The organism is Novosphingobium resinovorum, from assembly GCF_036352595.1.
Lineage (GTDB): Bacteria > Pseudomonadota > Alphaproteobacteria > Sphingomonadales > Sphingomonadaceae > Novosphingobium > Novosphingobium resinovorum_B.
The window spans coordinates 179,484-204,246 of the sequence record NZ_JAZFAX010000008.1; the positions used below are offsets into that span (position 1 = coordinate 179,484).

General features: G+C 57.9%; 22 protein-coding genes. 11 read left to right on the forward strand and 11 right to left on the reverse strand.

The genetic code is table 11. The features are described from left to right. Nucleotides 1–6 precede the first annotated feature (6 nt). From V2S85_RS10570 to V2S85_RS10610, 9 genes are all read right to left on the reverse strand, one after another. Nucleotides 7–315 (reverse strand): hypothetical protein, encoded by a 309-nt coding sequence (locus V2S85_RS10570; RefSeq protein ID WP_330702813.1) that lies wholly within the window; start codon nucleotides 313–315, stop codon nucleotides 7–9. After that, on the reverse strand, nucleotides 312–1,259 hold the full coding sequence (locus tag V2S85_RS10575) for a LysR family transcriptional regulator (RefSeq protein ID WP_330702814.1): 948 nt from the start codon (nucleotides 1,257–1,259) through the stop codon (nucleotides 312–314). The genes V2S85_RS10570 and V2S85_RS10575 overlap by 4 nt, the downstream gene beginning before the upstream one ends. 172 nt (nucleotides 1,260–1,431) lie before the next feature. After that, a complete protein-coding gene (locus V2S85_RS10580; RefSeq protein WP_330702815.1) occupies nucleotides 1,432–2,286 on the reverse strand; it encodes a fumarylacetoacetate hydrolase family protein in 855 nt (284 codons plus the stop codon). A gap of 95 nt (nucleotides 2,287–2,381) precedes the next feature. Beyond that, nucleotides 2,382–3,275 carry an acetoacetate decarboxylase family protein gene (locus V2S85_RS10585; protein WP_330702816.1) on the reverse strand — a complete coding sequence of 298 codons (894 nt, stop codon included), beginning with the start codon at nucleotides 3,273–3,275 and terminating at the stop codon, nucleotides 2,382–2,384. 110 nt (nucleotides 3,276–3,385) lie between these two features. Next, nucleotides 3,386–4,330 (reverse strand): VOC family protein, encoded by a 945-nt coding sequence (locus V2S85_RS10590; protein ID WP_330702817.1) that lies wholly within the window; start codon nucleotides 4,328–4,330, stop codon nucleotides 3,386–3,388. A 39-nt stretch (nucleotides 4,331–4,369) separates the two neighbouring features. Beyond that, nucleotides 4,370–6,076, reverse strand: a complete 1,707-nt coding sequence (locus V2S85_RS10595) for a thiamine pyrophosphate-binding protein (protein ID WP_330702818.1) — start codon at nucleotides 6,074–6,076, stop codon at nucleotides 4,370–4,372. 76 nt (nucleotides 6,077–6,152) lie between these two features. Further along, nucleotides 6,153–7,661, reverse strand: a complete 1,509-nt coding sequence (locus V2S85_RS10600; protein WP_330702819.1) for an aldehyde dehydrogenase family protein — start codon at nucleotides 7,659–7,661, stop codon at nucleotides 6,153–6,155. Nucleotides 7,662–7,692: 31 nt separating this feature from the next. Beyond that, nucleotides 7,693–8,556 carry a fumarylacetoacetate hydrolase family protein gene (locus V2S85_RS10605; protein ID WP_330702820.1) on the reverse strand — a complete coding sequence of 288 codons (864 nt, stop codon included), beginning with the start codon at nucleotides 8,554–8,556 and terminating at the stop codon, nucleotides 7,693–7,695. A 30-nt stretch (nucleotides 8,557–8,586) separates the two neighbouring features. After that, nucleotides 8,587–9,444 carry a VOC family protein gene (locus V2S85_RS10610; protein WP_330702821.1) on the reverse strand — a complete coding sequence of 286 codons (858 nt, stop codon included), beginning with the start codon at nucleotides 9,442–9,444 and terminating at the stop codon, nucleotides 8,587–8,589. A gap of 376 nt (nucleotides 9,445–9,820) precedes the next feature. On the opposite strand from V2S85_RS10610, the gene V2S85_RS10615 reads away from it, so the two are divergent. Together V2S85_RS10615 and V2S85_RS10620 are read left to right on the forward strand one after the other, a co-directional pair. Beyond that, a complete protein-coding gene (locus V2S85_RS10615; RefSeq protein WP_330702822.1) occupies nucleotides 9,821–10,387 on the forward strand; it encodes a flavin reductase family protein in 567 nt (188 codons plus the stop codon). Between the two features lie 48 nt (nucleotides 10,388–10,435). Continuing rightward, nucleotides 10,436–11,116, forward strand: a complete 681-nt coding sequence (locus V2S85_RS10620; RefSeq protein WP_330702823.1) for an NAD(P)H-dependent oxidoreductase — start codon at nucleotides 10,436–10,438, stop codon at nucleotides 11,114–11,116. Between the two features lie 505 nt (nucleotides 11,117–11,621). Here V2S85_RS10620 and V2S85_RS10625 read toward each other — a convergent pair. Beyond that, complete coding sequence (locus V2S85_RS10625) at nucleotides 11,622–12,224, reverse strand: TetR/AcrR family transcriptional regulator (protein WP_330702824.1); 603 nt, start codon at nucleotides 12,222–12,224, stop codon at nucleotides 11,622–11,624. Nucleotides 12,225–13,034: 810 nt separating this feature from the next. Between V2S85_RS10625 and V2S85_RS10630 the strand changes: the two genes are divergently transcribed. The 9 genes from V2S85_RS10630 to ribB all read left to right on the forward strand — a co-directional run bounded on the left by V2S85_RS10630 (nucleotide 13,035) and on the right by ribB (nucleotide 24,425). After that, entirely contained in the window at nucleotides 13,035–14,213 is a 1,179-nt protein-coding gene (locus V2S85_RS10630) for a hypothetical protein (protein ID WP_330702825.1), read from the forward strand. A gap of 16 nt (nucleotides 14,214–14,229) precedes the next feature. After that, entirely contained in the window at nucleotides 14,230–14,874 is a 645-nt protein-coding gene (locus tag V2S85_RS10635; protein ID WP_330702826.1) for a nuclear transport factor 2 family protein, read from the forward strand. Between the two features lie 178 nt (nucleotides 14,875–15,052). Beyond that, nucleotides 15,053–17,260, forward strand: coding sequence for a TonB-dependent receptor (locus tag V2S85_RS10640; protein WP_330702827.1), 2,208 nt, complete (start codon nucleotides 15,053–15,055; stop codon nucleotides 17,258–17,260). Between the two features lie 317 nt (nucleotides 17,261–17,577). Next, entirely contained in the window at nucleotides 17,578–18,882 is a 1,305-nt protein-coding gene (locus V2S85_RS10645) for an MFS transporter (protein WP_330702828.1), read from the forward strand. Between the two features lie 177 nt (nucleotides 18,883–19,059). After that, on the forward strand, nucleotides 19,060–19,485 hold the full coding sequence (locus V2S85_RS10650; RefSeq protein WP_330702829.1) for an ester cyclase: 426 nt from the start codon (nucleotides 19,060–19,062) through the stop codon (nucleotides 19,483–19,485). 719 nt (nucleotides 19,486–20,204) lie between these two features. Then, nucleotides 20,205–21,485: a hypothetical protein gene (locus tag V2S85_RS10655; RefSeq protein WP_330702830.1), complete on the forward strand. Its 1,281-nt coding sequence runs from the start codon at nucleotides 20,205–20,207 to the stop codon at nucleotides 21,483–21,485. Nucleotides 21,486–21,645: 160 nt separating this feature from the next. After that, on the forward strand, nucleotides 21,646–22,116 hold the full coding sequence (locus V2S85_RS10660; protein ID WP_330702831.1) for a VOC family protein: 471 nt from the start codon (nucleotides 21,646–21,648) through the stop codon (nucleotides 22,114–22,116). A gap of 191 nt (nucleotides 22,117–22,307) precedes the next feature. After that, complete coding sequence (locus V2S85_RS10665) at nucleotides 22,308–23,081, forward strand: SDR family oxidoreductase (RefSeq protein WP_330702832.1); 774 nt, start codon at nucleotides 22,308–22,310, stop codon at nucleotides 23,079–23,081. A gap of 228 nt (nucleotides 23,082–23,309) precedes the next feature. Then, nucleotides 23,310–24,425, forward strand: coding sequence for a 3,4-dihydroxy-2-butanone-4-phosphate synthase (gene ribB / locus V2S85_RS10670; protein WP_330702833.1), 1,116 nt, complete (start codon nucleotides 23,310–23,312; stop codon nucleotides 24,423–24,425). An 84-nt stretch (nucleotides 24,426–24,509) separates the two neighbouring features. Here the strand turns inward: ribB and V2S85_RS10675 are convergent. After that, nucleotides 24,510–24,763, reverse strand: a 254-nt coding sequence (locus V2S85_RS10675) for a hypothetical protein (protein WP_330702834.1), incomplete at its 5' end; no start/stop codon positions are given.

The following is a 24,763-nucleotide window of genomic DNA, read 5'->3' on the forward strand; positions in this document are numbered from 1 at the left end:
CGACGATCAGTTGCCCATGAAATTCCTGAACCGCTCTTTGCCTTCCGCTTCCGTGACGGCCTGACCGGCATTGTCGCACTCGACGCCACGCACCGATCCCGACTGGCATCCCGACACGACCTGGCGCGCTTCATCGAGATGCGCAGCGAAATATTGGGTCGCGCGTGGCGCGGTCTCTGTCGGGGACGAGACGGCCGGTCCAGCAACTGCCACCGCCTGGCTCGCGGGCATGATAACCGGGCGGAGAATGAATCCTCCTCCGAATCCGACAATCAGCGACACCAGCGGCATGATGATTGCCTTGCCTTGTGTCATGACGGCTCCTCTTCTGACCGTTGTGAGTACGGTGATGGTTTTGTCAAAGACGTCAGCGAATAGCGCGTGACCACGAAATCGAGGAACTCCTGTAGGACAGCATTGGGATTGTCTTCGCACCAATAGCCGGAGAAGCCGATCCGCATGTGGCCATGGGGCTCGTGAACCTCTCGGAATGTCACGCCTGGTATCTGGATGCCCAGCGCTGACTCCGCCACGATAGAGAGGCGGCCCCCAAGTGCGATAGTACTAAGCACCGTCTCGCGGCCGATGTCTTCCATCTCGATATTGGGCGAGCAGCCTGGCGTCCAGAGTTTGCCCAAGAGCATGTTACGTGTCTCCGGGCCGGGGTCTCGTTCGGTGAGTAAGAACCGCTCGCCGGCCATGTCGGGCCAATGGACGCGTTCGCGGGCGACAAGCGGATGACCTTCTGGCATCGCCACCAATATCCGCTCGCTCCAAAAAGGTCGTGTCATCAACCCGGGATAGGTCGCCTCGCCGACCATAATGGCGATGTCCAGTAAACCGCTTTCAACACCCCCGAGGAGGAGTTTGCGATCGCGCTCGAACCCGTGAACTCTCACATCGGGATAACATTTGCCAAAATCGTTCAAAGTAGCGCGAAGATTTCCGGCGGACAAGGAGGTGTAAAAGCCTACCGCCAGCCTTCCAACGTGACCACTGACTGTGGCACCGACCCACGCATTTAGATCATCCCACTCTTCAACGAGCCGGCGAGCGATGCGCAGATAAGTCGCGCCGTCTGTCGTCAGAGTCGAGCCTCTCGTCTTTCGGTCAAATAGGGCCATCCCCAACCGTTGTTCCACGGCGAGGATATGTCGGCTCATCGTGGCCTGCTTAATGTTCAGTTGACGCGCAGCGCGGCTAAAGCTGCCAGCCTCAGCCGCCGCGATCAAATAACGTAGCTGACGAATCTCGATCATTTGCCCATGCCAATCGCAGATCAAATGATATGAATGAAGTTAATAGGCCGACTGGAGAGATAGATTTAAAATATAAAATTAATGATATCGGAATATAATTTGGCTAATATTTCAAATTTATTGAATGATTTATCCCGTTAGGCGCCAAAATCTGAAGTTGAGCGGCATTTTTTCAATTCTCTTCGACAAAGCGATTCTCGATCGCTCCCAGTCCATCGATGGCGACGCGCACAACATCGCCCTCGCGCATGAATCGATCACCGGCGATTCCGACACCGGCTGGCGTCCCGGTCGCGATGAGATCGCCAGGTTCAAGCGTCATAACCTGTGTCAGATAGGCGATCTGCTCGTAAATGTTGTAAATCATATCGCCCGTCGAGGATCGCTGCCGTTCTTCCCCATTAAGCTCGAGCGTCAGCGTCAGAGCATGGGGGTCAGCGATTTCGTCAGCGGTTGTGATCCAAGGGCCGATCGGGCCATGCGTATCGAACGATTTGCCCAGAGTGAAGGTGGGTGAACGGAACTGCCAATCGCGCGCGGTGACATCGTTGCACACGAAATAGCCTGCAATGACGGATGAAGCTTCCTCAAGCGGCACATGTCGGCAACGCTTTCCGATCACCACACCGAGTTCGGCCTCATAATCTACCATGTTCGGCGCACTCTTTGGCACATCGACATCGGAATAGGGTCCATTGATGCAAGTGACCTGCTTGTTGAACCAGAGCTGCGAAGTCGGAACGGCATGACCAGCGGCCGCGGCTTCGTCGGCATGGGCTTGATAGTTCATGCCAATCGCAAGATATTTTCGAGGATCATGGATCGGCGCTTCAAGCGTAACCTCCGAGAGGAGGTATTTCCCGTCGGCCACTGTTTCCAAAACGTCGCGTAATTGGTCAAAGTGTTCTATGAGCGCCCGCATAGAACCATCGAGTTCCGGTACGATCGCGCTAAGATCGAAGATTTCGTCTCCAACCACCTTGCCGAGCCGCGTGCGACCTTCGACCGTAAATCTTGCGAGTTTCATCTATCCGTTCCTTTTTTCAAACATGCGCGGAAGACTGGCCCGAAGCGCGCTACCCGCCTCCGATCGTTTATCCCCGTGCGCGAAACAGGGCCCAATTAGGCAGGTTCGATGGCGCGTTGGGCGTTCATGGCGACGCCGGCACCAGGGCCCGAAAAGCGGACGAACTCCGCGTCCGTGAATTCAAGGATCGGAAGATCGGCCATCCCGTTGACAATGTGAAACTGGAGGGGCAACTGGTCGAAGGTCGCGCGGTGCCATTCAAGGCTCCCCCTCGCGGTCCACTTCTTGAACTCGAAATCGTCGAAGTTGATGTTGACAGCAAGCCCACCGCTTCCGGCTGGCGCTGCAGCCGTGGTGGCATAGGCGACGTCCGCGCCGTCACGCCCGCCGATACTCGTGCGGGGCATATATTTATAGTACATCTGGGCACCGCCGTTCGACCCCGGCAATCTCTTCTCCGCTCCAATCTCCTCCCGCAGGTCGGTGAGTTGAATGTCGAAAAAGGTATAGTCGAGCCACGATACGTGACATTCGGCTGTGGCAGCGCTTTCGTCGATCTTGAGCTCCGTGAAATTGGCGAACATTTTGGGAAAGCCGAGTTCCTCTCGCCCCGTCATGATCGCATCGGGTGAGCCTTCCCAGATAATCGGGCAAAGCGATCCATCTATCTGTTCGCTTTTGCCCTGATAGGTGACCGGGAAATCAACCGAAAGAATGCCGTATCCTCGGCCGGCCAGCCAGTAGAGATTGCTAAACCGCGCACAGGAAACCGAAACGATCGGATCGCCCCGGAGTGTGAAACCAGGTGGCAATAGCCGCTCAAGTGCTGCCGCATCCGTCCGATAGGCGAGCTTCATCCAGTCAGCATTCATCCGTCCAGTCTCTTCCACCGTCCACATGCGCCCGTCGGGATGTTGACGCGGACCAGGCGCAGGTCCGAAAACGATGGGCATGCGATAGCGCGAGCCGGGATTGACGATGCATGTCATAATTCATCCTCTCAATACGATCCCAAAAGGGGCATCAGGTCGTCCGCACGGGCTGAGCTTATGGGCGAACAGCCGGAAACAATTCGCAACGGTTCATATGTCTCTCGGTCTCAGTACGTCCCATCAGCATCGGGAAGCGACGGCATCTCCATGCCCCATTGAACACCGACCAGCTGACCGACGGAGGCAATTCCGCCGCCGTCTGCCGTGACGAGCTGATCTCCATCGGTCCAATGCTCGATTTCGTTGCCATAAGGATCGAGCCAATAATCGAACACCTGGCTCCCAAGGTGGTGCCGTCCTATCCCCCAGTGTGGCCGATACCCTTGCTTTTGAAGATGATCGTGACCTGCCATCAGGTCATCCATATCGATCACCTCATATGCCGCGTGCATGAAGCCCGGCGGGACCGGCCGTTTCAACAGGAATAGGGTATGGTGATCGCACGGCTCTTCGCCGCGATCGGCCCGCATGAAAGCGCCGATTGCGACATCGGGTGCCGGTTGGATCTCATCTGAGGTAATGAAGCCGAAACGGTCCTTGTACCAGGCTTCGGACGTCCTGAAGTCGCCGACACCGAGCACGACATGGCCGAGGCGCTGGACGTGCGACGCGCCTTTGGGCACGCGTCGCACCTTTCCTTGGCGCGGATAGGAGCCGCCTTGATTCCAGGGTTGGTGCAAGGGGCCAGGAATGGGATCTGTGAAAATCTGACCGGCGATGGCCTCAACCACATTGCCGTCCGGATCGTTCAACCGAACCACCTTGCCGCCGCCCGGACCGTCTAATTCTTCAATCGGGGCGCCTTCCTGTTCGGCCAGCGACTCCAGGTCTTCGATGCTGCGCAGGCGAATGCCGAAACCAACGAATGCGGCTTTCTCGCCAAGCTCGCAGACATGCAGGAAAGGCGCGCCGCCATGACCGCGCATGTAGAGACGGTCTGCTGTGGCGTCGGCCTCTATCATTCCAAAATCGTTCAGAAATCGCCTCATCACAGCGATGTCCGGCACGCGGAACCGCACATGGGCGACATCATAAGCCTTGCAGATGCTCAATGTTCATTACTCCAAGACCGTGACAGTAGTTGCCCTAGTTCAATCGACCGTGTCCTCGACCGGGAACGGCGGCTTACCCATCAGGATATTTTCCTCGGGCGGTATAGGATCGAGCGCTACGCGAACGTCGATGCAGGCGGGCCGCTTTGCTTGAAAAGCAGTCCTGAGCGCCTGCGCTAGCGTTTCGGCACTATCGGCCTCGTAATGATCCGCACCCAACGCCGCGGCTACGGCACTGTAACTTCCGTTTTCGAGACGGGTGTTGGTCACTCGATCGGCGCCGACAACCAATTGCTGAAAATGCAGTGTGGCGCCCCATGCGCGGTTGTTCATCACGATGACGATCGTAGGCAATCCATGCCGCACAAGCGTATCAAACTCAGCGAGACTGAAGCCGACCGCGCCGTCGCCTGTAACAAGAACGGTCCGGCCTCCGGTCTTGCCCGCCGCGACCTGGGAACCCACGGCTACCCCGAAACCGACCCCCATCGATCCGAAGTAGCCGTGGCACAGGAACGCGCCCGGCCTTGCCGCCGATATCGCTTCGCTCAACCAGTGGTAGGTCAACGCACCATCCGCCACGACGGCGACGTCCGGACCGACATGCTCTGCGACCAACTTGGCCGCAGTGAACGGATGAAGCGTCTCGGCCGGCATAGCCGCGGCTGCGACCGCGCACGCCCTGTCCTCCAGATGCTTGCGAACCACATTCTGCCATACGGTCCGCGCAATGCCATCACGGGTGGCGGTCGCCTCGGCGAGAGCCTCCAGCATGCCAGCGACGTCCGTCCTGATCGGCAGATTGACATGCTGGAGACGCCCGAGCTCACGAGCGTCGGGATCGACCTGGATGATGTCGGCGCTGTGGGGGATCAACTGACCTGATCCATGCACCGTAGAAAGCCCGAAGCGAAGCCCGAGCATCAACACGCAGTCAGGCTGCTGACCCTTGCGATCGAGACCGAAAAGGCCTTGGATCAGGCCTCCGTGGAGGTCGGGCGGCAGATGGGAAAGGAGATTGAGGCCCTCATAGTCGGAAAAGACCGGAATGCCCGTTTTGGTCGCAAAGGCCCTCAGGGCGCCACGCGTATCCGAGCGGCTGGCCTCGGACCCGACGATGATCACCGGACGCTGCGCCCGATCGAGCAGATCCAGAACGTCAGCGACTTCGGACGGAGCAGGCCGTGATGGCGGCAATGCCGATAATGGCCCCGCCGTCTTGAGAATATCCTCGTCGATCTCGCAGGTCAGCACATCCCAAGGTATATCGAGCAGCACCGGCCCGAACGGCGCGCTGGTCGCGATCCGGATTGCCTGGGAAATGAGCCTTGGGAGATGCTCGGCGGAAAGGACGCGATGGGCCCATTTGGTGACCGGCGTCGCCATTGCGACCTGATCGATGCCTGCCTGAAGGGTATTGGTTTCGTCATCCCGCATCGGCCCGGAGCCAGCGATGTAAAGGACGGGCGTACGGTCCAGCCAAGCATTGGCGATGGAGGTCAGACCATTGGTGAAGCCCCCGCCGGCGGTGAGCAGCGCGACGCCGAGCGATCGTGACGTTCGGGCATAGCCTTCTGCCGCATGCCCCCCGGCAACTTCGTGGCGCGTGTCGATCACGGGCTGGCCGAGATCATGAAGTGCCTGGAAGATCGTGTCGATATGCGCGCCGTGAACGCCGAACACGGCCTCAACGCCAGCATTCTTCAATGTGCGGGCGACCGCAGCGCCACCGGTGATGTTAGCCATCGTGAACAACTCAATTCATCAAAAAGAACGCAAGGGTCTGGCATCAGCACTGCTAAAGCCAGAACACCCGGCTGCATCAGAACGGATAGCGCGTCGGTTCACTGCCGATCGTCATCCACTGCCACTCGGTGAATTCGTCGTGATTGGTCGTGCTGCCGAAGCGCGAACCGTTGCCGGAAGCGCCCGACCCGCCAAACGGGATGCCGGCCATGTCATGGATCGTCTGGTCGTTGATGTGGACGAGGCCGGAGCGGATCTGTCTGGCCACGCGAAGGCCTCGCTCCAGCGATCCGGTCTGTACTGCTCCCGAAAGACCATACTCGGTATCGTTGGCGACGCGGATGGCCTCCTCTTCGTCCTCCACGATGACCACGGGAGCGACCGGGCCGAAGATCTCCAACTCATAAGCGGGCATTCCGCTTGCAACTCGCGCGAGAACCGTCGGCTTGTAATAGAGACCCTCGAAAGTGCCCCCCGCAGCGAGCTCGGCACCCGCCGCCACCGTGTCACCGACGATCTTATGGACCCGTTCGATCTGCTTGGCATTGATGATTGGGCCGATGGCGACATTCTCGCGGAAGGGATCACCAACGGGAAGCGCCGCTGCCTTGCGCGCGAGTAGTTCGATATAGTCATCCGCGACCTTGCGCTGCACGATGTGCCGCCCGCTGGCCATGCAGATCTGGCCCTGGTGCAAGAAGGAGCCCCACGCCCCTGCCGAAGCTGCGGCGTCCAAATCGGCATCATCAAGCACGATGAATGGACTTTTGCCGCCTAGTTCGAGCGCGACCCTCTTCAGATTGCGACCAGCAACTTCGCCCACGCGGCGTCCGACAGCTGTCGAGCCGGTGAAAGTGATCATGCGCACACCCGCGGCCTCAACGAGAGCCTCGCCGACATCTGCTCCGCCATTGGTGACGGTGAATACACCCTTGGGGAGTCCGGCCAACTCGAACATGCGTGCCAGGATCGCGCCGCCGACGATCGAGGTCTGCGGGTCGGGCTTAAGGATGACGGCGTTGCCGAGCGCAATCGCGGGCGCAACCGAGCGCATGGCGAGCAGCATCGGGAAGTTCCAGGGAGCGATCACTCCGACGATACCGATCGGCACCCGGCGGGCGATCGAAAGCCGCCTTGGATCGGGGCTCGGAAGCAATTCGCCCTCGGGCTGAATCAGCAAAGCCGCGGAATAATAGAGCTCATCGATACTGCCTTGGATCTCGACCTCACCCTTGCCGCGCACGCCGCCAGTCTCTCGGACGATGAGATCGACGACATCCTTGCGGCTCGCTTCCAGAAGCCGGGCTGCCTCGCGCATCACGGCCGCGCGCTTGTCGTTGGGCCATGATGCCCATTCGCTTTGACCGTCGCGAGCCCGGGCGACGGCTGAGGACATATCGGCTGGATTGAAGGCACCTACGTTGCCCAGCAGTTCGCCGGTGGCGGGCTCGCGGATGGGGATCGCGTTGGAAGCAGACCGCCAGTCGCCGTCGAACAGTTTGCCGTCCCAGACAGCGTTCTCGATCAGCGATCGCGCGCTCGTCGTGGTCTGAATGTCAGGCGCTTCAGTTGCGATGCTTGTCATATGGAATTCTCCGGTCGTCAAATCATTGATGTCAGGACAGGTCCGCCGAATGTTCGGCCGCCACGCGATTTTGAAGAAGGCCTACGCTGGGGATGTCGACTTCGATCAGGTCTCCCGCCTTCATCCAGAGGGGAGGCTGACGTTTGGCTCCCACACCTCCAGGCGTCCCGGTGACGATCACGTCCCCCGGGGCCAGAGGAGTGAATTGAGAGATGTAGGCGACGATCTCCGGAATCGGGAAGATCATGTCGGCTGTGGGCTGGGATTGAACGACTGCGCCGTTGAGCCTGGTCGTTACCGACAGGACCGATGGATCGGGAATCTCGTCTGCAGTGACGAGGAAGGGCCCGAAAGCGCCGGTACGGGGGAAATTCTTCCCGGGAATGAATTGACGTGTGTGCCACTGCCAATCGCGCACCGAGGCGTCATTGTAGCAGGCATAGCCGGCGATATGTTCGAGCGCATCTGCCTCGGCAATGGCGCGTCCCGGTCTGCCGATGACGACAGCCAACTCCCCTTCGAAGTCAAACATGGTCGAGACGGCAGGCAGAACCAGGTCTTGGCCGTGTGCTGCCTGGCTATCGGCGAAGCGCGTGAAAATCGAGGGATGCTTGGTTTTGTCCCGGCCGGTCTCCTGGCGGTGCGTTTCATAGTTATGGCCTACGCAGAATATCTTGCCGGGATTGGGAATGACCGGCAGCAGATCGACATCCGCGAGCGCCAGACGCGGTGCATTTGCGGCAAGAGCAAGAGCCAGCGACACGTCATGAGACGCGATCAATGCCTTCAAATCGGCAAAACGATCACCAGCCAGAGCGCCGATGTCCGCGATGGCATCGCCGTCGACGATGCCGAAAGTTGGGCCGTTCTCAGCGAGGAAACTTGCTAACTTCATTTTGGCTGCGACTCCTTTTCCTACAGCCTGTCAGCTGCGCAGCATGCCCACGCCCCAGCTGTTCAACGTGCGTTGAACGTGAGGCCATTGTCCTGCCGGGCGATCATGTTCGACGATTTCCAGCTCGGCGGAGAGTTCGACCCAATTGCCGTCGGGATCGTGAACGAAGATGAAGAGATTGTTGCCCGGGCCGTGCCGCCCAGGACCCCACTGAAGCGCAATATGCTCGGCTGACATATGATCGGCCCAGTCGCGGATGTCGTTCCAGCTTGCAGTTTCGTAGCAATGGTGATCGAGGCGGTTTTCGGCGGCCTTGAACACAGCAAAGCTGTGATGTTCCTGGTTCGAGCGCAGGAACGAAGTACGCACGCCTCCCTCTTGATCCAGCACATCATCGGAAAGAGTGAAGCCCAGAACGTCGATGAAGAAGCGGACGATCTCGACCGGATTGCGGCTTGCCACCACCACATGCTGTAGCCGCGCTTGCGGCCCGCTATCGTGTTCGCCGCCGCCATCGGCCAACCCGAAGCTTAGACAGTTACCGTCAGGATCGCGTACGGTGACGCTGTCTGTAAAGAAGCGCGTGGCTCCGTCCTGTGATGGCCAGTTGGCCAAGCGAATTCGATCCCGGAGGCGCGTCAACTCGTCCGCATCCGGCACAGCAAAACCCGCCGAGATCAATGTTTTCGGCTGGCCGGGGAGGAAGACCAGGCGTCGATCGGGCCCACTTGCCACAACTGCCTGGCTTTCGTCGGTGAGATTGTAGGCAAGCGCACGATGATAGAAGGCGCCCATCTCCTCCGGATCCGAACAGCCGAGTTCGAGATAGTGAAGACTGGCAACGAGGCAGTCTTTCGTACGTCCGGAATGCCCCAGATCGATCGACACGATAACACCTTCTCCGCAAGTGCCAGGCGGACTCGCTGCCTAGTATTTATTGCCCGCCTACCTACAGACCCGAACATTTGCCGTCAAGGTCGACGGAACTAATTAGTTCCATATGGCGGCAATCCAGCTCATCCGGCTCAGCCAGGGAGCTTATGGCGGCTGGCCTTGCGAGAGCTGATCTCTCGAAAACATCTAAAGCACTAAAATTACACATTATTCTATGACATGCGACGCGCGCTTGGATCGAGATCGCCCTGACTAGAGGGTCGCGGTGTCCCCCCAAGAGGCGGTAATGCCAGCTTTACAGAACGATATAGTTCCCATAAAACGGGCCACAGACCTCGATAAAGCGGAGAGAGATATGGGTTCACCGGCTATGAAGGATGCACCCCTGGGCATCTCAGGAATTTGTGAAAATCCTTTCGCCGAGACCGCCGGGATTTCGCCGGCGACGCTGCGTCAGGCCTTTCGGAATCATCCCGGTGGCGTCGCCGTGATCACCGCGGACGATGGCACAGGCCCAGTCGGATTGACGGCGACTTCGGTGACCTCGGTCAGTGCGGAACCGCCATTTGTCTGTTTCTCGCTGTCGTCGGTTTCGCCGACGTCCCAGGTCATCGCCAACGCCGATTCGGTGGTCATCCATCTCCTGGGTACCGACCAGCTCGCTATCGCCAAGCTTTTCTCCACCAAAGGCGCGGATCGATTTGGCGACGTGAATAGCTGGGCGCGGCTGCCCACCGGCGAGCCTTATCTAGTGAATGCACCTATCTGGATTCGCGGCCAGGTCGTCGAGCGCTTGCGAATGAAGGTTGGTGCTTCTGTCATCATCGCCTGCCACGTGTTGCAAGTGCATAATTCTGCAAATGTAGGCGACGCCGGTCTCGTCTATCATGACGGCGCCTGGCACGCCCTCGGCGCGCATTCCAAGTTACCAGCCTGACGCTGGCCTCTACTCATATCGCACCAACCATTGGGAGACGAAGCTGAAATGCCAAAGTTATTAGTCGTGATCGCGAGCACCCGGCCAGGCCGGGTAGGTCTTCCGGTTGGCCAGTGGGCGGCCGAAGAAGCTGCGAAGCAGGGTGGTTTCGAAGTGGAAATCGCCGACCTCGCAGAATTGAACCTGCCGCTGCTCGACGAACCAAATCATCCGCGCATGGCCAAGTACACCAAGGAGCACACCTCCAAGTGGGCCAGCTTGGTCGATTCAGCCGACGCCTTCCTGTTCGTCGTTCCGGAATACAATTACGGTCCACCCCCTAGCCTGCTCAACGCGATTTCGTATCTCTATTGGGAGTGGGCTTATAAGCCGGCCGGCTTCGTAAGCTATGGCGGTATGGGCGCGGGCCTCCGTTCCGTGCAGGAACTCAAGCTCACCCTGACGGCGGTTCGCATGATGCCGATCGCGGATGGTGTAGCCATTCCATTCGTGATGAAACAAATCCAAGATGGCAAATTTGCGTCTACGCCGATCATCGACGCCGCCCTGCCGTTTCATCTCGATGAAGTCTTGCGCTGGACCAAAGCGATGGAGCCGCTGCGTGCCGGCGTTCCGGAGCGCCGCCGCGAGCTTCCGCCGGGTGCGCCGCCGCCTGGTGGCCCCGGCGCACCCGGCGGGCCTGGCGGGCCGCCGCCAGTGATTTCTGGTGCTCCGCCCCAGAACGCCTGATCTGCTCCGCCGGAAGCGGGCGCCTTCATGCCAGCGCAATCAAATTGGCTGCCGAGGCGCCCGCTCCATCTTGAATTCTCAGGGCCAAAGTTTCGCTTTGGATTGGCAACCTCGCTTCGTAGCTAAGGCGGTGGCGCTACCGACTTGCACGTGGCGATATGCAAGAGGACTGGTGTTCTTCGGCTGCAGCCGGCATTTGGGTCCACTCGAGCCAGCTACGTCGCATTGGGATTGAGCGCGCAGGGCTTCAGCTCGCGGGCAGATGGAGCCGGCGCTTCGCTGAGCTCGGTAGCGGTCAGGCTCCCGATATCTCTCTTGTCGGTGAAGACTTTCCTCAGTTTTGCTTTTGGTTGGCCGGGAAACGAAGGCCAGCGCAGCTGGGGCTGACTGTCACCCTAATAAAACCCGATTCGGCTCAGACATCTCCGGAAGGCAGGATACCGCGGCTAGAAGCGGGAACTTGACGCACCACCATCGTCAACGGCGGTGCGTCGCCCGTGAATCATCAATCCTTCGAACGGCCCGGCCTAATGACGAGATTCATGAGCACATCGTCGAGAAGGGTTTTCACCATCTCTTCATCCAGAACGTCATCCAGGATTGCCCTATGAAGCAACACCGGCAGCGCCACATCGGCTATGAGATTGAGATCCGTTTCCGGGCTGATATCGCCGCGCGCAATGGCGCGTTTTAATGGGCGCTGGAGCGACTCGCGGTATTTGTCCCGCGTATCTCGCCGCATGATCGACATGATATCGGGATCCCGCTGCGCGCCATCCAGCAATGCGACGATCAGACGGCGATTTGTCTGTAGGATCCCAGTCGCCGACTCCAGTATGAGCCACAGTTCCTCGCGCAACGAGCCCAAATCTCCTGGATCGCCCAGATGCGCACCATGGGAGATCATCCGTACGACATCGCGGATCAAGGCCGACTTTGTGCGCCAGGTCTTGTAAAGAGTCTGTTTGGACACCCGCGCGGCCGCAGCAATCGCATCGACGGTCACCCCTTCCAAACCCCGACTGGCGACCAATTCCAAAACGACGCGACGTATATTCTCCAGCCTTTCCTCATCGAGAAGAAATGGCGCCTCCGAATTCTTCTGCAATGGAGCAGGACCCTTCTTGCGTGACAGTGACATTGATGAACTGCTTCCCTCCAACCGACTCAAATGCACGACCGCTGCGGGGCCGATAGCAAGCCAACCGCCGGAAGCCCGACGGGACTGTACTGGCGCGTCTAGCATGGATTCTCACAAAGCCCCATCAAGAACCGCAGTCTCGTAAGCAATTAGACGGAGTGAAGCCGAGGCGATGAACGCACCGGTACAACCCTGCGCTCAATTGCGGAACGATGGAGGCTGAAAAGCCGAGCCTCCCCCCACGGGAGGCCTTCGTCGAAGGCTCTCCGTGCTTTTTTGCCATCGCAATGGGCGCGTTAAGCCGATTATTAGCTCGGGATAGCATTGGCTGTCTCATCCGCGACGCGATTTGCGTACTAATCGGTTTTAGCCGTCCAGCTTAAAATCCTCCACATATCCGCCGGCCCACACCGATGCTTTTTGGCCCTGCCGGCGGATGCAGGACCGACGGCATATAAAAAATGCAAATATTATCGTTATATATCAAGTGTCTATAACACCGCGGATGATCCGTGGGACCCTCCGTAGCTTACATTGCGCCACAGCCGGATCGTCAAGGCACGGATCTGAACCTCTCTTGACAGAACTGAGTAGTACCCATAGTGTTTCCGCATAAGTGGCATGCGTCTCGTCAAGGCGTGATTTCACCAGGAGGATGTTAGCGTGGATAGGCACCTCAATCGCGCGACTGCGATGCGCGCCACTCCGCCGGCATCAAACGCACCGGCGGTCGCTCGGTCATCAGAAGGCGAAAATGGTGGTAAAGATATGGAAGTAATGAGCGCAGATAGTGTAAATGCGGCAAAGCTGATTGGCGCTGCGGAAGATCTGCTTCCCATCGTTCGCAAATATGCCCAAGAGTCGAATGCAATCCGGCGGCAACCGGATGCTGTCATCGACGCATTCAGAAACGCAGGTTTTTTCGACGCAATGCGTCCCGCCGATGTTGGTGGGTCGGCTATTGATCTGCGAACCTTCGTCGAAATCACGAAGATCATCTCTCGCGGAGATGCGTCAGCCGGTTGGGTGGCATCCTTCCTGATGTCCCATCAGCTGATTCTTTCGCGGCTAAACGCTGAGGCGCAAGCGGAGATCTTCGGCAGTGGCCCTGGACTGGCGGCCGCGGCGGCGGCGCCTCCAGGACGCGTTGAGCCGGTCGCTGGGGGTTATCGCGTTACCGGCCGGTGGCGCTTTGCGTCAACCATTCTCCACTGCAACTGGGCTGTGGTCTCGGCCGGCGGTCCTGATACCGGCCCGTTGGTGATCGTAGCGCGGATCGATGAAGGCAAGATCCACGACACCTGGCATGTCCCTGGCATGCGGGGCACCGGATCTAATGATTTCGAGCTGTGCGATGCTTTCATTCCCGCCCATCGCGTCGATAACTTCATTCATTACTCATCGCGGACAAATGACGGTGCCGCGCTGTATCCATCGTATGAACTCCTACAGTACCCCATGTATCGAATATTGTCGATCATTCACGGTGCTGTGGCGGTGGGCACTGCTGAAGCTGCATTCGAGCTTTATCCCTCGATCGTTGCCAACCGTGTCCGGCCCGCAAGCGGGCAGCCCTTCAGCCAGGAGCCTGGTGCTCACTCGACCTACGGCGAGGCGGCGCAGCAGTTGCAGGTGGCACAGCTGCTCCTGACGGACGCGGTGGACCGTACCGAGCGCCTCTATCGGCGAGGAACGTCGGATCCGTCGCTGGAGGAGCGAGCGCGACTAAGCCTCGCCGTTACCGGCAGTGGCGTTGAGGCACTTCGAGCCGTTGATACGATTGTGCAGAATGCTGGGGCGAGCATCCATCGCGACGGTCATCCGCTCGATCTCATCTGCCGTGACACCCAGGTCATGCGCAATCACGCGGTGCTCGATTGGCGGCACGCCCAGATGATGGCCGGAAGGATTCTTCTTGGCCAGGGCTTGGGTGACCATCCTGACGCGATGTACTGAGAGGCGGTACCTAGAAATGACAAGCAATTCATCGATTGAGAAGCGGATCGAGCGCCTGGAGGCGGTTGTCGAAATCCAGAATCTCATGAGCAAATATGAGTATCTGCATTCCGCTTACATGAACGCAAAAATTGTCGGGCTGTTCGCTGATCGGGACGATGTCTCGATCGATGCACAGTTCGGCCGCTGGAGGGGCAAGGACGCTGCCCGCCGATGCTTCGGCGTTCTGTTCGAAAAGGAGCTTACCCGAGATACCCGGGGCGAGATGGCGGAGCACACGCTCACCACGCCTATCATCCAAGTCGCAGGCGATGCACAGACCGCCAAGGCAGTGTGGAATTCCCCCGGACACGAAGTGCATCACTTCTTCTGGGAAGAAAATCCTGCACGCAAGGCCTTTTGGAACTGGCTCAAATACTCGGTAGACTTCATCAAGACCGATGACGGTTGGAAAATTTGGCATTTACGGATGTATCCGACGTTCGTTGCCGACTATTACACCAGTATCGTAGACGGCGAACCCCCTCGTGAGCCGCCGTTGCCCGGAGGTGAATCGGCTTGCGATGAGCCCTTGGAGGGAACCACGATCTATAGCGTGGATAAAGCTCCGCAACTCGTCCCACCCCCGCCGGAGCCTTACGAGACTTTTTTTGATGCTTGAGATTTTAGCAGCGACACCGGCCAATCCGAGAAACGCGCCTGGTAATGAGCGCGGCCTCTTGGTCGCTATGACTGGTTTTGAAATACGAGATTTTTCTAAATACTGACCTAAAATATCGTCAGCTAATTTACTAAATAAATAGCTCGCAACGTATTATAAATATTGGGGAGAGACGGAAATGAAGCAGCGTTCACTGAGGTTCACGGTATCAAGTATCACCCTCGTAGCGAGCTTGGGCGTCGCGACCACGGCAAATGCACAGGCACCTGCCGCCGCGACAGGGGATGCAAGCGGAGCGCAACCAGTTACACCCGCGCGACCGACCCCCGGCGCGGCGGCTGCCCAAAGCCATCCCAATACGCAAAACTCGGTGGGCGAAGAGCAGATTCGCGAGATTATCGTCCGGGCTCAGCGACGCGACGAGCGTCTCCAGGATACGCCGATATCGATTACAGCCGTAACCTCTGATGCTTTTGCAAAATTAAACGGGCGCGATCTTTCGGATATTTCGCGCGCAGCCTCCAATATCCAATTTGCCAGCAATCAAGGCGGTAGCGGTCTTGGATCGGTTAGCATTCGTGGCATCGGCCAGCAGCAGGCGGGGCTCCTGTCCGATCCCGGTGCAGCAGTCTATGTTGACGACGTCTACAGACCTCGCCTTTCGAGCAATACACTGGCGTTTAACGATATTGATCGCGTCGAAGTTCTGCGCGGTCCGCAAGGGACGCTTTTTGGCAAGAACTCCATAGGCGGGGCATTGAGTGTTTACACACCGGAACCGATGACGTCGCTCGGATCTCGTGAAACGTTTGAAGTCGGAAGCCGCAATCTTATCAATGCAAGCGCCATGGTGAACATGCCGATCACTGACGAGGTGGCGGTGCGTTTCTCTGGCCAGTCCGTTCGTCAGGACGGTTATATGCACGATCTTGAGAACGGCGAGCGCTACAATAACGTCAACTATCAGTCGGTTCGTGGCGCGCTAATCTATCGGCCTACCGAGAGCTTCAAGCTCTTGCTTCGCGGTGACTATACCAGGCAGGACCAGAACGGAAACGGCACCAAAGTCGTTGTCGCGTCTGATCCCAGCCTCCTGACGTCCGGAGGCTATGAGACACGCGGCACCGCGGCCAGCTACAATCGGGGCACCGACGCCGGCCTTAGCGCAACCGCGACTTGGGATACGGGAAGCGGCGTCATCAAATCCATTTCAGCATATCGCTGGTTCTCAAACCAATTTGCGAACGATACGGATGGTACGCCCTTGTCCCTACAGGCCGTCGAGACAAATTCCAAAGAAACGTTCTTCAGCCAGGAACTTCAATACAACGTAGATTTGATTCCAGATAAGATCCACCTTACGACCGGATTGTTCTACATTATAGAAAATATAGACTACAATAATTTTCCGCGTCTATCAACCTTCTCTCTGGATAACTACAGCCAACAGACGACTAACAGTTCGGCTGCCTTCGCTCAACTTGATGTCAAGCCGATCGAGGGGCTGACGCTTAGTGCCGGTCTTCGGTATAGCAGGGACGTCAAGCACACATCGTTCCAGAGCTATTTCGCTGGGACTACAAGTGCGCTGATCGATGCTGATGTTCACGGGAAATGGAGCGCGGTGACGCCTAAATTCACCGCGCAATATCAATTCACGCATGATTTAATGGTATATGCAACCATTTCGCGTGGGTTCAAATCCGGCGGTGTCAACGGTCAACCTATTCAGACTTCGGATTTCCAGCCATTCGATCAGGAGATGGTTACGAATTACGAGGCAGGCGTGAAGTCGGAGCTTTTCAACAGGCACCTGCGTGCCAACATTTCCATCTTTCGCATGAATTATGACAATATGCAGGTCGAGATTACGTCATCTGGCAGGAACGTCATCGAAAACGCCGGTCGCTCCGTGATTCAGGGAGTCGAGGGCGATTTTATGGTGAGCCCGGTTCGTAATCTCACTCTAAATTCCACCTTTAGCTACAGTGACTTCAAATATAAGCGCTTGGACGCGGACGCGATCGCCAGCGGTCTGAATTACGGCCTCACTCTTCCGTTTTTGCCGAAATGGACTGTAAATGGCGGTGCCGAGTATCGAATTCCACTCTCCTCATCAAACAGCTTGTTGGTGCGTGCAGACTACTCCTATCGTAGTAAGTTGTACTTTGACGCGCTAAATTCTCAGAGCATATCTCAACAAGGATACGGCCTCCTGAGCGCGAGAATTACATTTAAGCATGAAGACGCGTGGAGCGTTTACGCGTTTGGAAGCAATCTCACCGATAAATATTACCGAGTAGCCGGAACCACCGGAAATGCCGCGACGATCGTCATTCCCGGGCGGCCGCGAGAGATCGGTTTAGGCGCGAACTTCCAATTCTGAGATGGCAGTTCCGGCGCTCGGCGCGGACCACCCCAAGTAACCGGGCAGGACCATGTTGCTGGAAAGATCAAAGAGCATCGATCGATTGGTCTTGGTTGGAGGGGGTACCGTAGCCCGCGTTCTTGGCGACTGGAGTGATGCCGAAGTTGCGGAAACCAGTGAAGATGTTTGTCGTCGATCCAAAGCTCTGTTTTCCCGCCTAGCCCCTCGCCGGGGCGGGAAAATCGCTTCTGTGTTTCGATGCAGCCTAAAATGAGCCGGTCCCGCTGGTCCGAAGAAGGAAACGTGTGATGAATAGTTTAGGGCAACCAGATCGCTTGAAAAACGACGCCACGATAGACGCCTTCGAAGCCGCGAGCGCGTCTCTGCCGCCCGCCGTCATGGTCGCTTCGAATGCCCCACTGTGGAAGCTCATTCCCTTGTGGCTGATTGTCGCACTGATCGTATCATCCCCAGCGATCGGCGCGGCGGTGATCAACGCCCACATGGCAGCTGCCCTTCACATGAACAGGACGCTCCTTGGCGCCGGCTTTGGGTTGTTCGTAGCCACAGCCGGGGTTTCTGGACCCTTTATCGCAAGGGGATTCCCATTTTTGGGAATTCGCAATGTGATGCTTGCGGGAACGACGTTGGCCGCCGTCGGCGCTGTCTTGATGATCACCTTTGTTTCCTCGGGCCCTACGTTCATCATATGCTACGGGCTTGTAATCGGCTTGGGTGTCGGCGCCGCCGGAATCCTCCCGGTGCAAACGGTCGTTGCGGCGTGGTTTCGCGGCCGTAGAGCGCTGGCGATTTCCGTTGTCATGTCGGCTGGGGAAGTCGCGGGAGTTATCGCGCCGCCGATTTTTGCCTGGCTCATTACCGCGACCGGGACTTGGCGCTCGGGTTGGTGGGTCGCGCTTGGCTGCTTTGTGATTGCTGGAGCGCTGATCTCGTGGGTAATACCATCAAATCTCGCGACGGATCCGCATAATCTAGAGATGGGACCGCCTCCGCGCGACCTGCTTGGGAAAGCCTCCCGGGTCTACAAAACATCACAGTCCTGGCACTTTGGAGACGCCGTGCAGACGCGCCAGTTCGCATTTATATTGCTCGCCGGGGTCATAGCGAATGTCGACTGGGTATTCTTCCTGGGTCACGGCGTGCAGCACCTGCGGGACATCGGATATGATTCGACGACCGCCGCCCTGGCGGTATCGATTGTGGTGGCGGCTTCCATCTGCGGGAACGCTCTTGCCGGCCTTCTCGGCGATCGAATTCCCCCGCACTGGCTTGCCGCGGGCGCTCTTCTGATGATCAGCGCGGGCCTCGGTCTCGCCACGGCTCCATCCGGCTTTCCAGCCTTGGTTATTTTTGCAGTCGTGTTTGGCTTCGGTTTCGGCGCCACACAGGTTTGCTGGATTACCTTGCTGACCAATTATTTTGGAACGAAGCCGTTCCCGACCCTCCTCGGCATCGTTTTTGCGGTCGGCACCGTGGCCGGTGCATTGGGGTCGGTCACAGCAGGTTTTGTCTACGACCAGCTGCATACTTATGCCCCCGTTTTTATCTTCACTGTGCTGTCGACGGGAGGAGTTGCCCTCTTGCAGCTTCGGGCATCCCCCAATCTTGATTGGCGATAACGAATTCGCGTCGACCATTGGGCGCGAAATTCGGACGAGGGTGGTCGATCGCGTTTTTTTAGCCGAGCTTGGCAGACGATATTCGACGTCGCCCATTTGATTTTGGCATGCTCCCAATGCATCGAAGCATTCCTTCAGAACCTGACCAATATGCGATCCGCACAGGGGAGATTATTAATGGCCAGCGAAAATTCGATTCCGCTATCCCTAGCGCTTCAGAACAAGCAGATCGTTCTCGACTTCTATCGCAACGTATTCGAGGCGCAGAATCCGGACGCCATTAAAGACTATGTAGCGGAGGACTATAAGCAGAATAATCCGCATCTGCCCGCCGGGCGTTCCGGGCTCGAGGAGTTGGTTCGAAAGATTTTCGAGGGAAAGGCGCCTTTGCCGTTGTCGGCGGTTCCGCACCGCGAGCCTGAATTGGTTTTGGCGGAAGGAGATCTGGTTGTAATGGCCGTTTGCTTCCCGCAGCCAGAACCCGATGATCCGTCGCGCACCTATCCATTCTTCGTGTTCGACGCCTTTCGCGTGCAGGACGGAAAAATCTCCGAACATTGGAGTGGCATCAATAAAATTGCTCCCCCGAAACATCTCGACTGATCAACCTGGAACGGCGCTGCGACGCGCTCGCCGGACTGGAGAGCACCGCTCTCTCTGGCTGATCTGCATCGAGGACGTACCAGGAGTTTGCCGCGCAATTGTCTGCGCCAGCTTAGTTAAATCGGGGCCTTCAAACTCTAAAGGGTCCGTCCTCCCTGCGGAGGAGAACTATATAGTTCTCATCCACATGGCCGCTGCGGATGCCTGCGGATATGATCATCGCGGCGCCAGGCAATGCCCTTTTTGCTTCCCACTCTGGCCGAAATAGTCCATAAATAGCTCAATAAGAATAATTTATTATCAATGCAGCGGCTACCTCCTGCCGTAGTGGCTATGCGATCAGACTGGCCCGCGGGGGGTTGCGGAATGGGTGTGCATGTCATATAGTACTGAATAGTACTACGCAGCAAAGAGTCCCACGGCTATGCGGTCGGTTCCTCGCGTTGGAGCGTTCTGTCGATTTTTTGCCAAGGCAGGAGGGAGTTTGCCGGTTGTCGGCCTAGTTTCCGGCAGTCCGGCGGCGCGCTCTCACGCATGCCGGCAAAGCACACCCTCAGGCCGACAGCATCTCCCGCTCCCGCTCCCGCTCGTGCTCGCGCGGATCGAGGAATTGATGGCCGTTCGCCTCCCCGATCCCGGGTGCGAAACTGAGCCGACTGTCAGGGGCGCATGTGAGTTTGAATTCGCCAAGAACAACCATTTCCTTCCGGGAGACCACAATGCTTGATACTCGCACCCCAACGTCCATCGCTGAAACTACCGTCAGCTATGTTTCTACACCTCAGGTGAGCGCGGCTGCAGCCGACATCCGAGATAAGATTCGCGCAGTAACCCCGCTGCTCAGGGAAAAGGCCTGGGAGAGTGAGAAGGCTACCGCGTTGGTTCCCGAAGCCCTCGAAGCATTGAACGCAACGGGCTTCTTTCTTTTTGCGGTTCCTGAGGAGCTGGGTGGCTTCGCATTCGGAGCTCGCGACATCTCCGAGATTGCATCGGCCGCTGGCTATGCCGACGGTTCGGCGGGCTGGACAGGCTTTGTTGCCGGTGGCGTACGGACCGTCCTCGCCTTTGATGAACGCGCGGTTTCCGAGGTGCTTTCGCTGACGAAGGATTGGGTGGGACCGGTCGTATTGGGAGCGTCGATCTTTTCACAAGCAACTGGGGGTGCTCGGAAGGTCGATGGCGGCTTCATGGTGAAGGGCACGTGGCGATATGGCAGTGGCGCGGCCTATGCTGCCTGGGCAATTGTCGGGATCGAATGGATCGAAGACGATAAGACGGTGCGCGCGCTGGCTCTGCTCAAGCGTGAGCAATATGAGAAGCTCGATGATTGGCATGTCATGGGTATGGCTGCGACCGCCAGCAATAGCATCCAAGTCAAGGAAGAGGTGTTCGTGCCCACCCATCGGGTCCTGTTGATGGACAATCTCGTGGAGGCGTTCGCGTCGGTCCGCGGCCGCTATTCCGGTCTCGGCTATCGAATGGGGCCGATGGCCGCAATGCTGACAACGTCGATCACGACGATCTCAATTGCGCTCGGCATGGCAAATGGCTGTATTGATTGCTTCGTCGAGCAGGCGAACCGCATCCTCCCTTTCAATCTGCCATATGACAGCGTCGCGCAAGCGCCGTCGACCCAGGTCGTTGCCGGAAGGGCGCGTGCCATGGTCAACGCCGCCGAAGCTTTGATTCATCGTATTGCGATCGAGATCGATACCCGGGCGATGGCTGGGACGGACTTCGAGCCTCGCGAGGAGGCGTTCCTCACCAACGACCTGGTCTACGCGGGCCGGTTGTGCGGCGATGCCATCGACGCAATCCAGGTCTGCCTTGGTTCTTCCACCGCCAGCCTTCGCAATCCCATTCAACGCTTCCTTCGCGATGTGCGGGTACTCCTTTCTCACGGCGCCATCCGGCAAGATCCAATCGCCGAAATCACGGGGCGACATGTGCTGGGGCTGGAGCCGTTCAAGATGCTGGCCGGCGGCCTCATCCAGAGGTGAGGCCTTACCGTTAAGGAAACCACGTCCTCGCGAGCTTCCTTGTCTATTGTTGAACAGGAGCGGTGGCGACGGATGGCGGCTCAAAAGCAATCTACGATAATGAACAGAAGCGCCTTGCTTTCCCGGAAGTGGCGCTTCCGCGAGCAGATGGGAGATGAACATGGATGAAGGACTCTTTGTCATCGACGAGAGCGCTGCGCCGCCGCCGCCGTTCCAGCTCCGCGTGCATCATTTCGGCATCAGCGTGCCGGATCTCGAGGCATCGATCCGATGGTATCGCGAAATGCTGGGCTTTTCAGTCGAGTTTCGTACGGCCATGCCACACGTCCCGTTCACCGGTGCGTTTCTTCGTCGTGGCAACACCCGCGTCGAACTGTTCGAACGCCCCGGGGCCAAGTCCTTGCCAGACGAACGCCGTGACCCTGACAGCGATCTTGCGACCCATGGCAACAAGCATGTAGCGCTCGAGGTGTCGGATATCAGAACCGCATTTAGATTCTTGGAATCTCACGGAGTTGAGGTTGCAATGCCCATATTCGAGTCCGGCGCACTGGCCGGCGGGTACATTCGGGACAATAGTGGCAATTTGATCGAATTGATCGAGCATCGCGACGGACGACGCTCGGTATAAAGCAGTGCCGGCGTGTTACGACGCATAAAGGTTGAAAAGATTTTCGCTCTCTGACGGCCGGCAGCTTACGAAAACTTGATGCCGATCCGTCCTGTTCCTTGGGGCGGGGCGCTCGAACACGCAAGATGAAGGCATGAATGTCGTCTCTGTAAGGGGCATGCCGTTGTCAAATAGTTCTCATGGAGATGGCGATGAGTGAATTGTTGCACGGAAAAGTGGTTTTGGTCACAGGCGGCGCCAGCGGCATCGGGCGTGGCATTTGCCACGAAATGGCCAAACACGGGGCTCGCGTCGTGATCATCGCCGATCTCAATCGAGAGCCGCGCGAGGGCGGTTCTTCTAGCGAGGATCTGGTCGCTGGTGAGGGTGGACAGGCTATTTTCAAGAAAACGGATGTAAGCTCAGGAGAGGACGTCGCCGACGCCGTGGCCCTGGCGTCGGAGTATGGTGGCCTCGACGTGATGGTCTGCAACGCTGGCATCGTTCTACAGGAAGATATTCTTGCGATGTCCGAGGAAGACTATCGCAAGATCCTGAGCGTCAATCTGGACGGCGTTTTCTTTTCTGCACAAGCCGCAGCCCGTAACATGGTCCAACATGGTAAGGCAGGAAGCATCATCACCATGTCAAGCATCGGTGGTCTGCGTGGCGCGGCCCCGACCGCCATTTATTCTACTACCAAAGGTGCTATCCGTCTGATGACGGCGTCGCTCGCCGACGCGGTCGGCCCCAAGGGCATAAGAGTGAATGCGATTTGCCCTGGTATCATCGACACCGCCTTGTCGGGCGGCAGTGGGCCGGAATTTCAGGCAGGCATCCAGGCGAGGATAGCGGAAACGCCGCTACGCCGCAGTGGATCACCCGCCGAAATTGGAAAGGCAGCGGTGTGGCTGGCTTCCGATCTGGCGAGTTTCGTTACCGGCGCGTCGATTGTCGTCGACGGTGGCTTCAGCGCGATCGTATGACGGCGAATGGCAACGCGCGCCGCAGAACATCAAAAATCCGGCATTCCGATCAGCGCCGTTTCTAACGACGGCGGATCCGCTGGGCATTTCCACTATAAGTGAGGTTTGCGGAAAGCACGCGGAAAGCACCTGGATCATTCTCGAAGGGCTGTTGTGTAAGGCCAAAATGTTCTCGGTCTTTCCTTCCTCCAGGTGACGATATCATTGATACCAAGGACTGAATCTCCGATGATGGCTCGAACTCGCACCAACCGTCATGTCAACCTTTCGGCCACCGAAGAGATCATCGAGGAAGCACGCAACGGACGCATGTTCATCCTCGTCGATGACGAGAACCGCGAGAATGAAGGCGACCTGATCATACCGGCGCAGATGGCAACGCCCGATGCGATAAATTTCATGGCAAAACATGGCCGAGGATTGGTTTGCCTCGCCATGACACAGGAAAGGGTCGATCAACTCGGCCTTCAACTGATGAGCCCGAAGAATGGCACGCGGCATGAGACGGCCTTCACGACGTCGATCGAAGCGCGGGACGGCGTCACCACTGGCATATCCGCGCGAGATCGCGCACGCACGGTCGCTGTCGCGATCAATGCATCGAAGGGGCGCGAGCACATCGTTACTCCTGGGCACATTTTTCCCTTGATCGCGCGCCCAGGCGGAGTCCTCGTCCGAGCAGGTCATACAGAAGCCGCGGTCGACATCGCTCGGCTTGCTGGGCTCAATCCATCTGGCGTGATCTGCGAGATCATGAAAGAGGACGGCACGATGGCCCGGCTCGACGATCTTGTGGTGTTTGCGCAACGGCACGGATTGAAGATCGGAACGATCAGTGACCTCATCGCTTACCGGCAACGCCACGATCACAATCTCGAAAGGGTCGCGGAAACACAGTTTGCGAGTGAGCGGGGAGGTGAGTGGACTGCTATCGCGTTTCGCAACAAGGCAATCGACACTGAGACCCTCGCCATCATCAAAGGCAGGCTGGATCGTTCCAAGCCGACTCTGGTGCGAATGCATTCGCTCGGGCTTTTCGAGGACGCGTTGAGCCTTTCTGGGGATCGCACGGGCCTGCTAGGGAGGGCCATGGAAGCGATCTCGGCGGAAGGCAATGGCGTCATCATTCTTCTCAATCCTCAGATAAAGCTGTCGCAAGAGGTAGGCGCGGTCGCAACTCAAGAGCTGGAGAACGTTACCCATTTGCGGGACTATGGCGTTGGCGCCCAGATTCTCGCTGAACTGGGCATTCACGACATGATCCTCCTGACGAATTCCCATCATGTCCTAGTCGCACTAGCCGGGTATGGCCTGAACGTCGTCGGAGAACGTCCGCTCCGATAGAGCGCGGTCGCAGTTCTAATCTTTTTGACACCTACAAGCCCTTGGGAGCCCATGCGCTCGACTGCGCCTTATGCTCGACCCGGATCATGCCCGGGCTGATGCTCGGCTACCCGGCGCCGACGCTCCAACGAGCAATCCCGCCGTCGCCGACAGGGAGCGCCAATAATGCGGGCGGGCGCGGCCGCGAGAAGCGGTCGCGCTGTGGCTCAGGCGTAAGCGGTAAAAATCCTCCACGTTGCGGTTGAACCGCCGCGGCAGGTTTGGCGATGTAATTTTGGTAATCAAGCAGCGGTGACGATGTTGCTTATTTCGAACATGGTTTGCCCGGCGTTTATATT

Bases quoted from the DNA above. Each gene is read 5' to 3' on its own strand.
- V2S85_RS10570 (WP_330702813.1), bottom strand. From the start codon at position 315: ATGACACAAGGCAAGGCAATCATCATGCCGCTGGTGTCGCTGATTGTC.
- V2S85_RS10575 (WP_330702814.1), bottom strand. From the start codon at position 1,259: ATGATCGAGATTCGTCAGCTACGTTATTTGATCGCGGCGGCTGAGGCT.
- V2S85_RS10580 (WP_330702815.1), bottom strand. From the start codon at position 2,286: ATGAAACTCGCAAGATTTACGGTCGAAGGTCGCACGCGGCTCGGCAAG.
- V2S85_RS10585 (WP_330702816.1), bottom strand. From the start codon at position 3,275: ATGACATGCATCGTCAATCCCGGCTCGCGCTATCGCATGCCCATCGTT.
- V2S85_RS10595 (WP_330702818.1), bottom strand. From the start codon at position 6,076: ATGGCTAACATCACCGGTGGCGCTGCGGTCGCCCGCACATTGAAGAAT.
- V2S85_RS10600 (WP_330702819.1), bottom strand. From the start codon at position 7,661: ATGACAAGCATCGCAACTGAAGCGCCTGACATTCAGACCACGACGAGC.
- V2S85_RS10605 (WP_330702820.1), bottom strand. From the start codon at position 8,556: ATGAAGTTAGCAAGTTTCCTCGCTGAGAACGGCCCAACTTTCGGCATC.
- V2S85_RS10615 (WP_330702822.1), top strand. From the start codon at position 9,821: ATGAAGGATGCACCCCTGGGCATCTCAGGAATTTGTGAAAATCCTTTC.
- V2S85_RS10620 (WP_330702823.1), top strand. From the start codon at position 10,436: ATGCCAAAGTTATTAGTCGTGATCGCGAGCACCCGGCCAGGCCGGGTA.
- V2S85_RS10630 (WP_330702825.1), top strand. From the start codon at position 13,035: ATGAGCGCAGATAGTGTAAATGCGGCAAAGCTGATTGGCGCTGCGGAA.
- V2S85_RS10635 (WP_330702826.1), top strand. From the start codon at position 14,230: ATGACAAGCAATTCATCGATTGAGAAGCGGATCGAGCGCCTGGAGGCG.
- V2S85_RS10640 (WP_330702827.1), top strand. From the start codon at position 15,053: ATGAAGCAGCGTTCACTGAGGTTCACGGTATCAAGTATCACCCTCGTA.
- V2S85_RS10650 (WP_330702829.1), top strand. From the start codon at position 19,060: ATGGCCAGCGAAAATTCGATTCCGCTATCCCTAGCGCTTCAGAACAAG.
- V2S85_RS10655 (WP_330702830.1), top strand. From the start codon at position 20,205: ATGCTTGATACTCGCACCCCAACGTCCATCGCTGAAACTACCGTCAGC.
- V2S85_RS10660 (WP_330702831.1), top strand. From the start codon at position 21,646: ATGGATGAAGGACTCTTTGTCATCGACGAGAGCGCTGCGCCGCCGCCG.
- V2S85_RS10665 (WP_330702832.1), top strand. From the start codon at position 22,308: ATGAGTGAATTGTTGCACGGAAAAGTGGTTTTGGTCACAGGCGGCGCC.
- ribB (WP_330702833.1), top strand. From the start codon at position 23,310: ATGATGGCTCGAACTCGCACCAACCGTCATGTCAACCTTTCGGCCACC.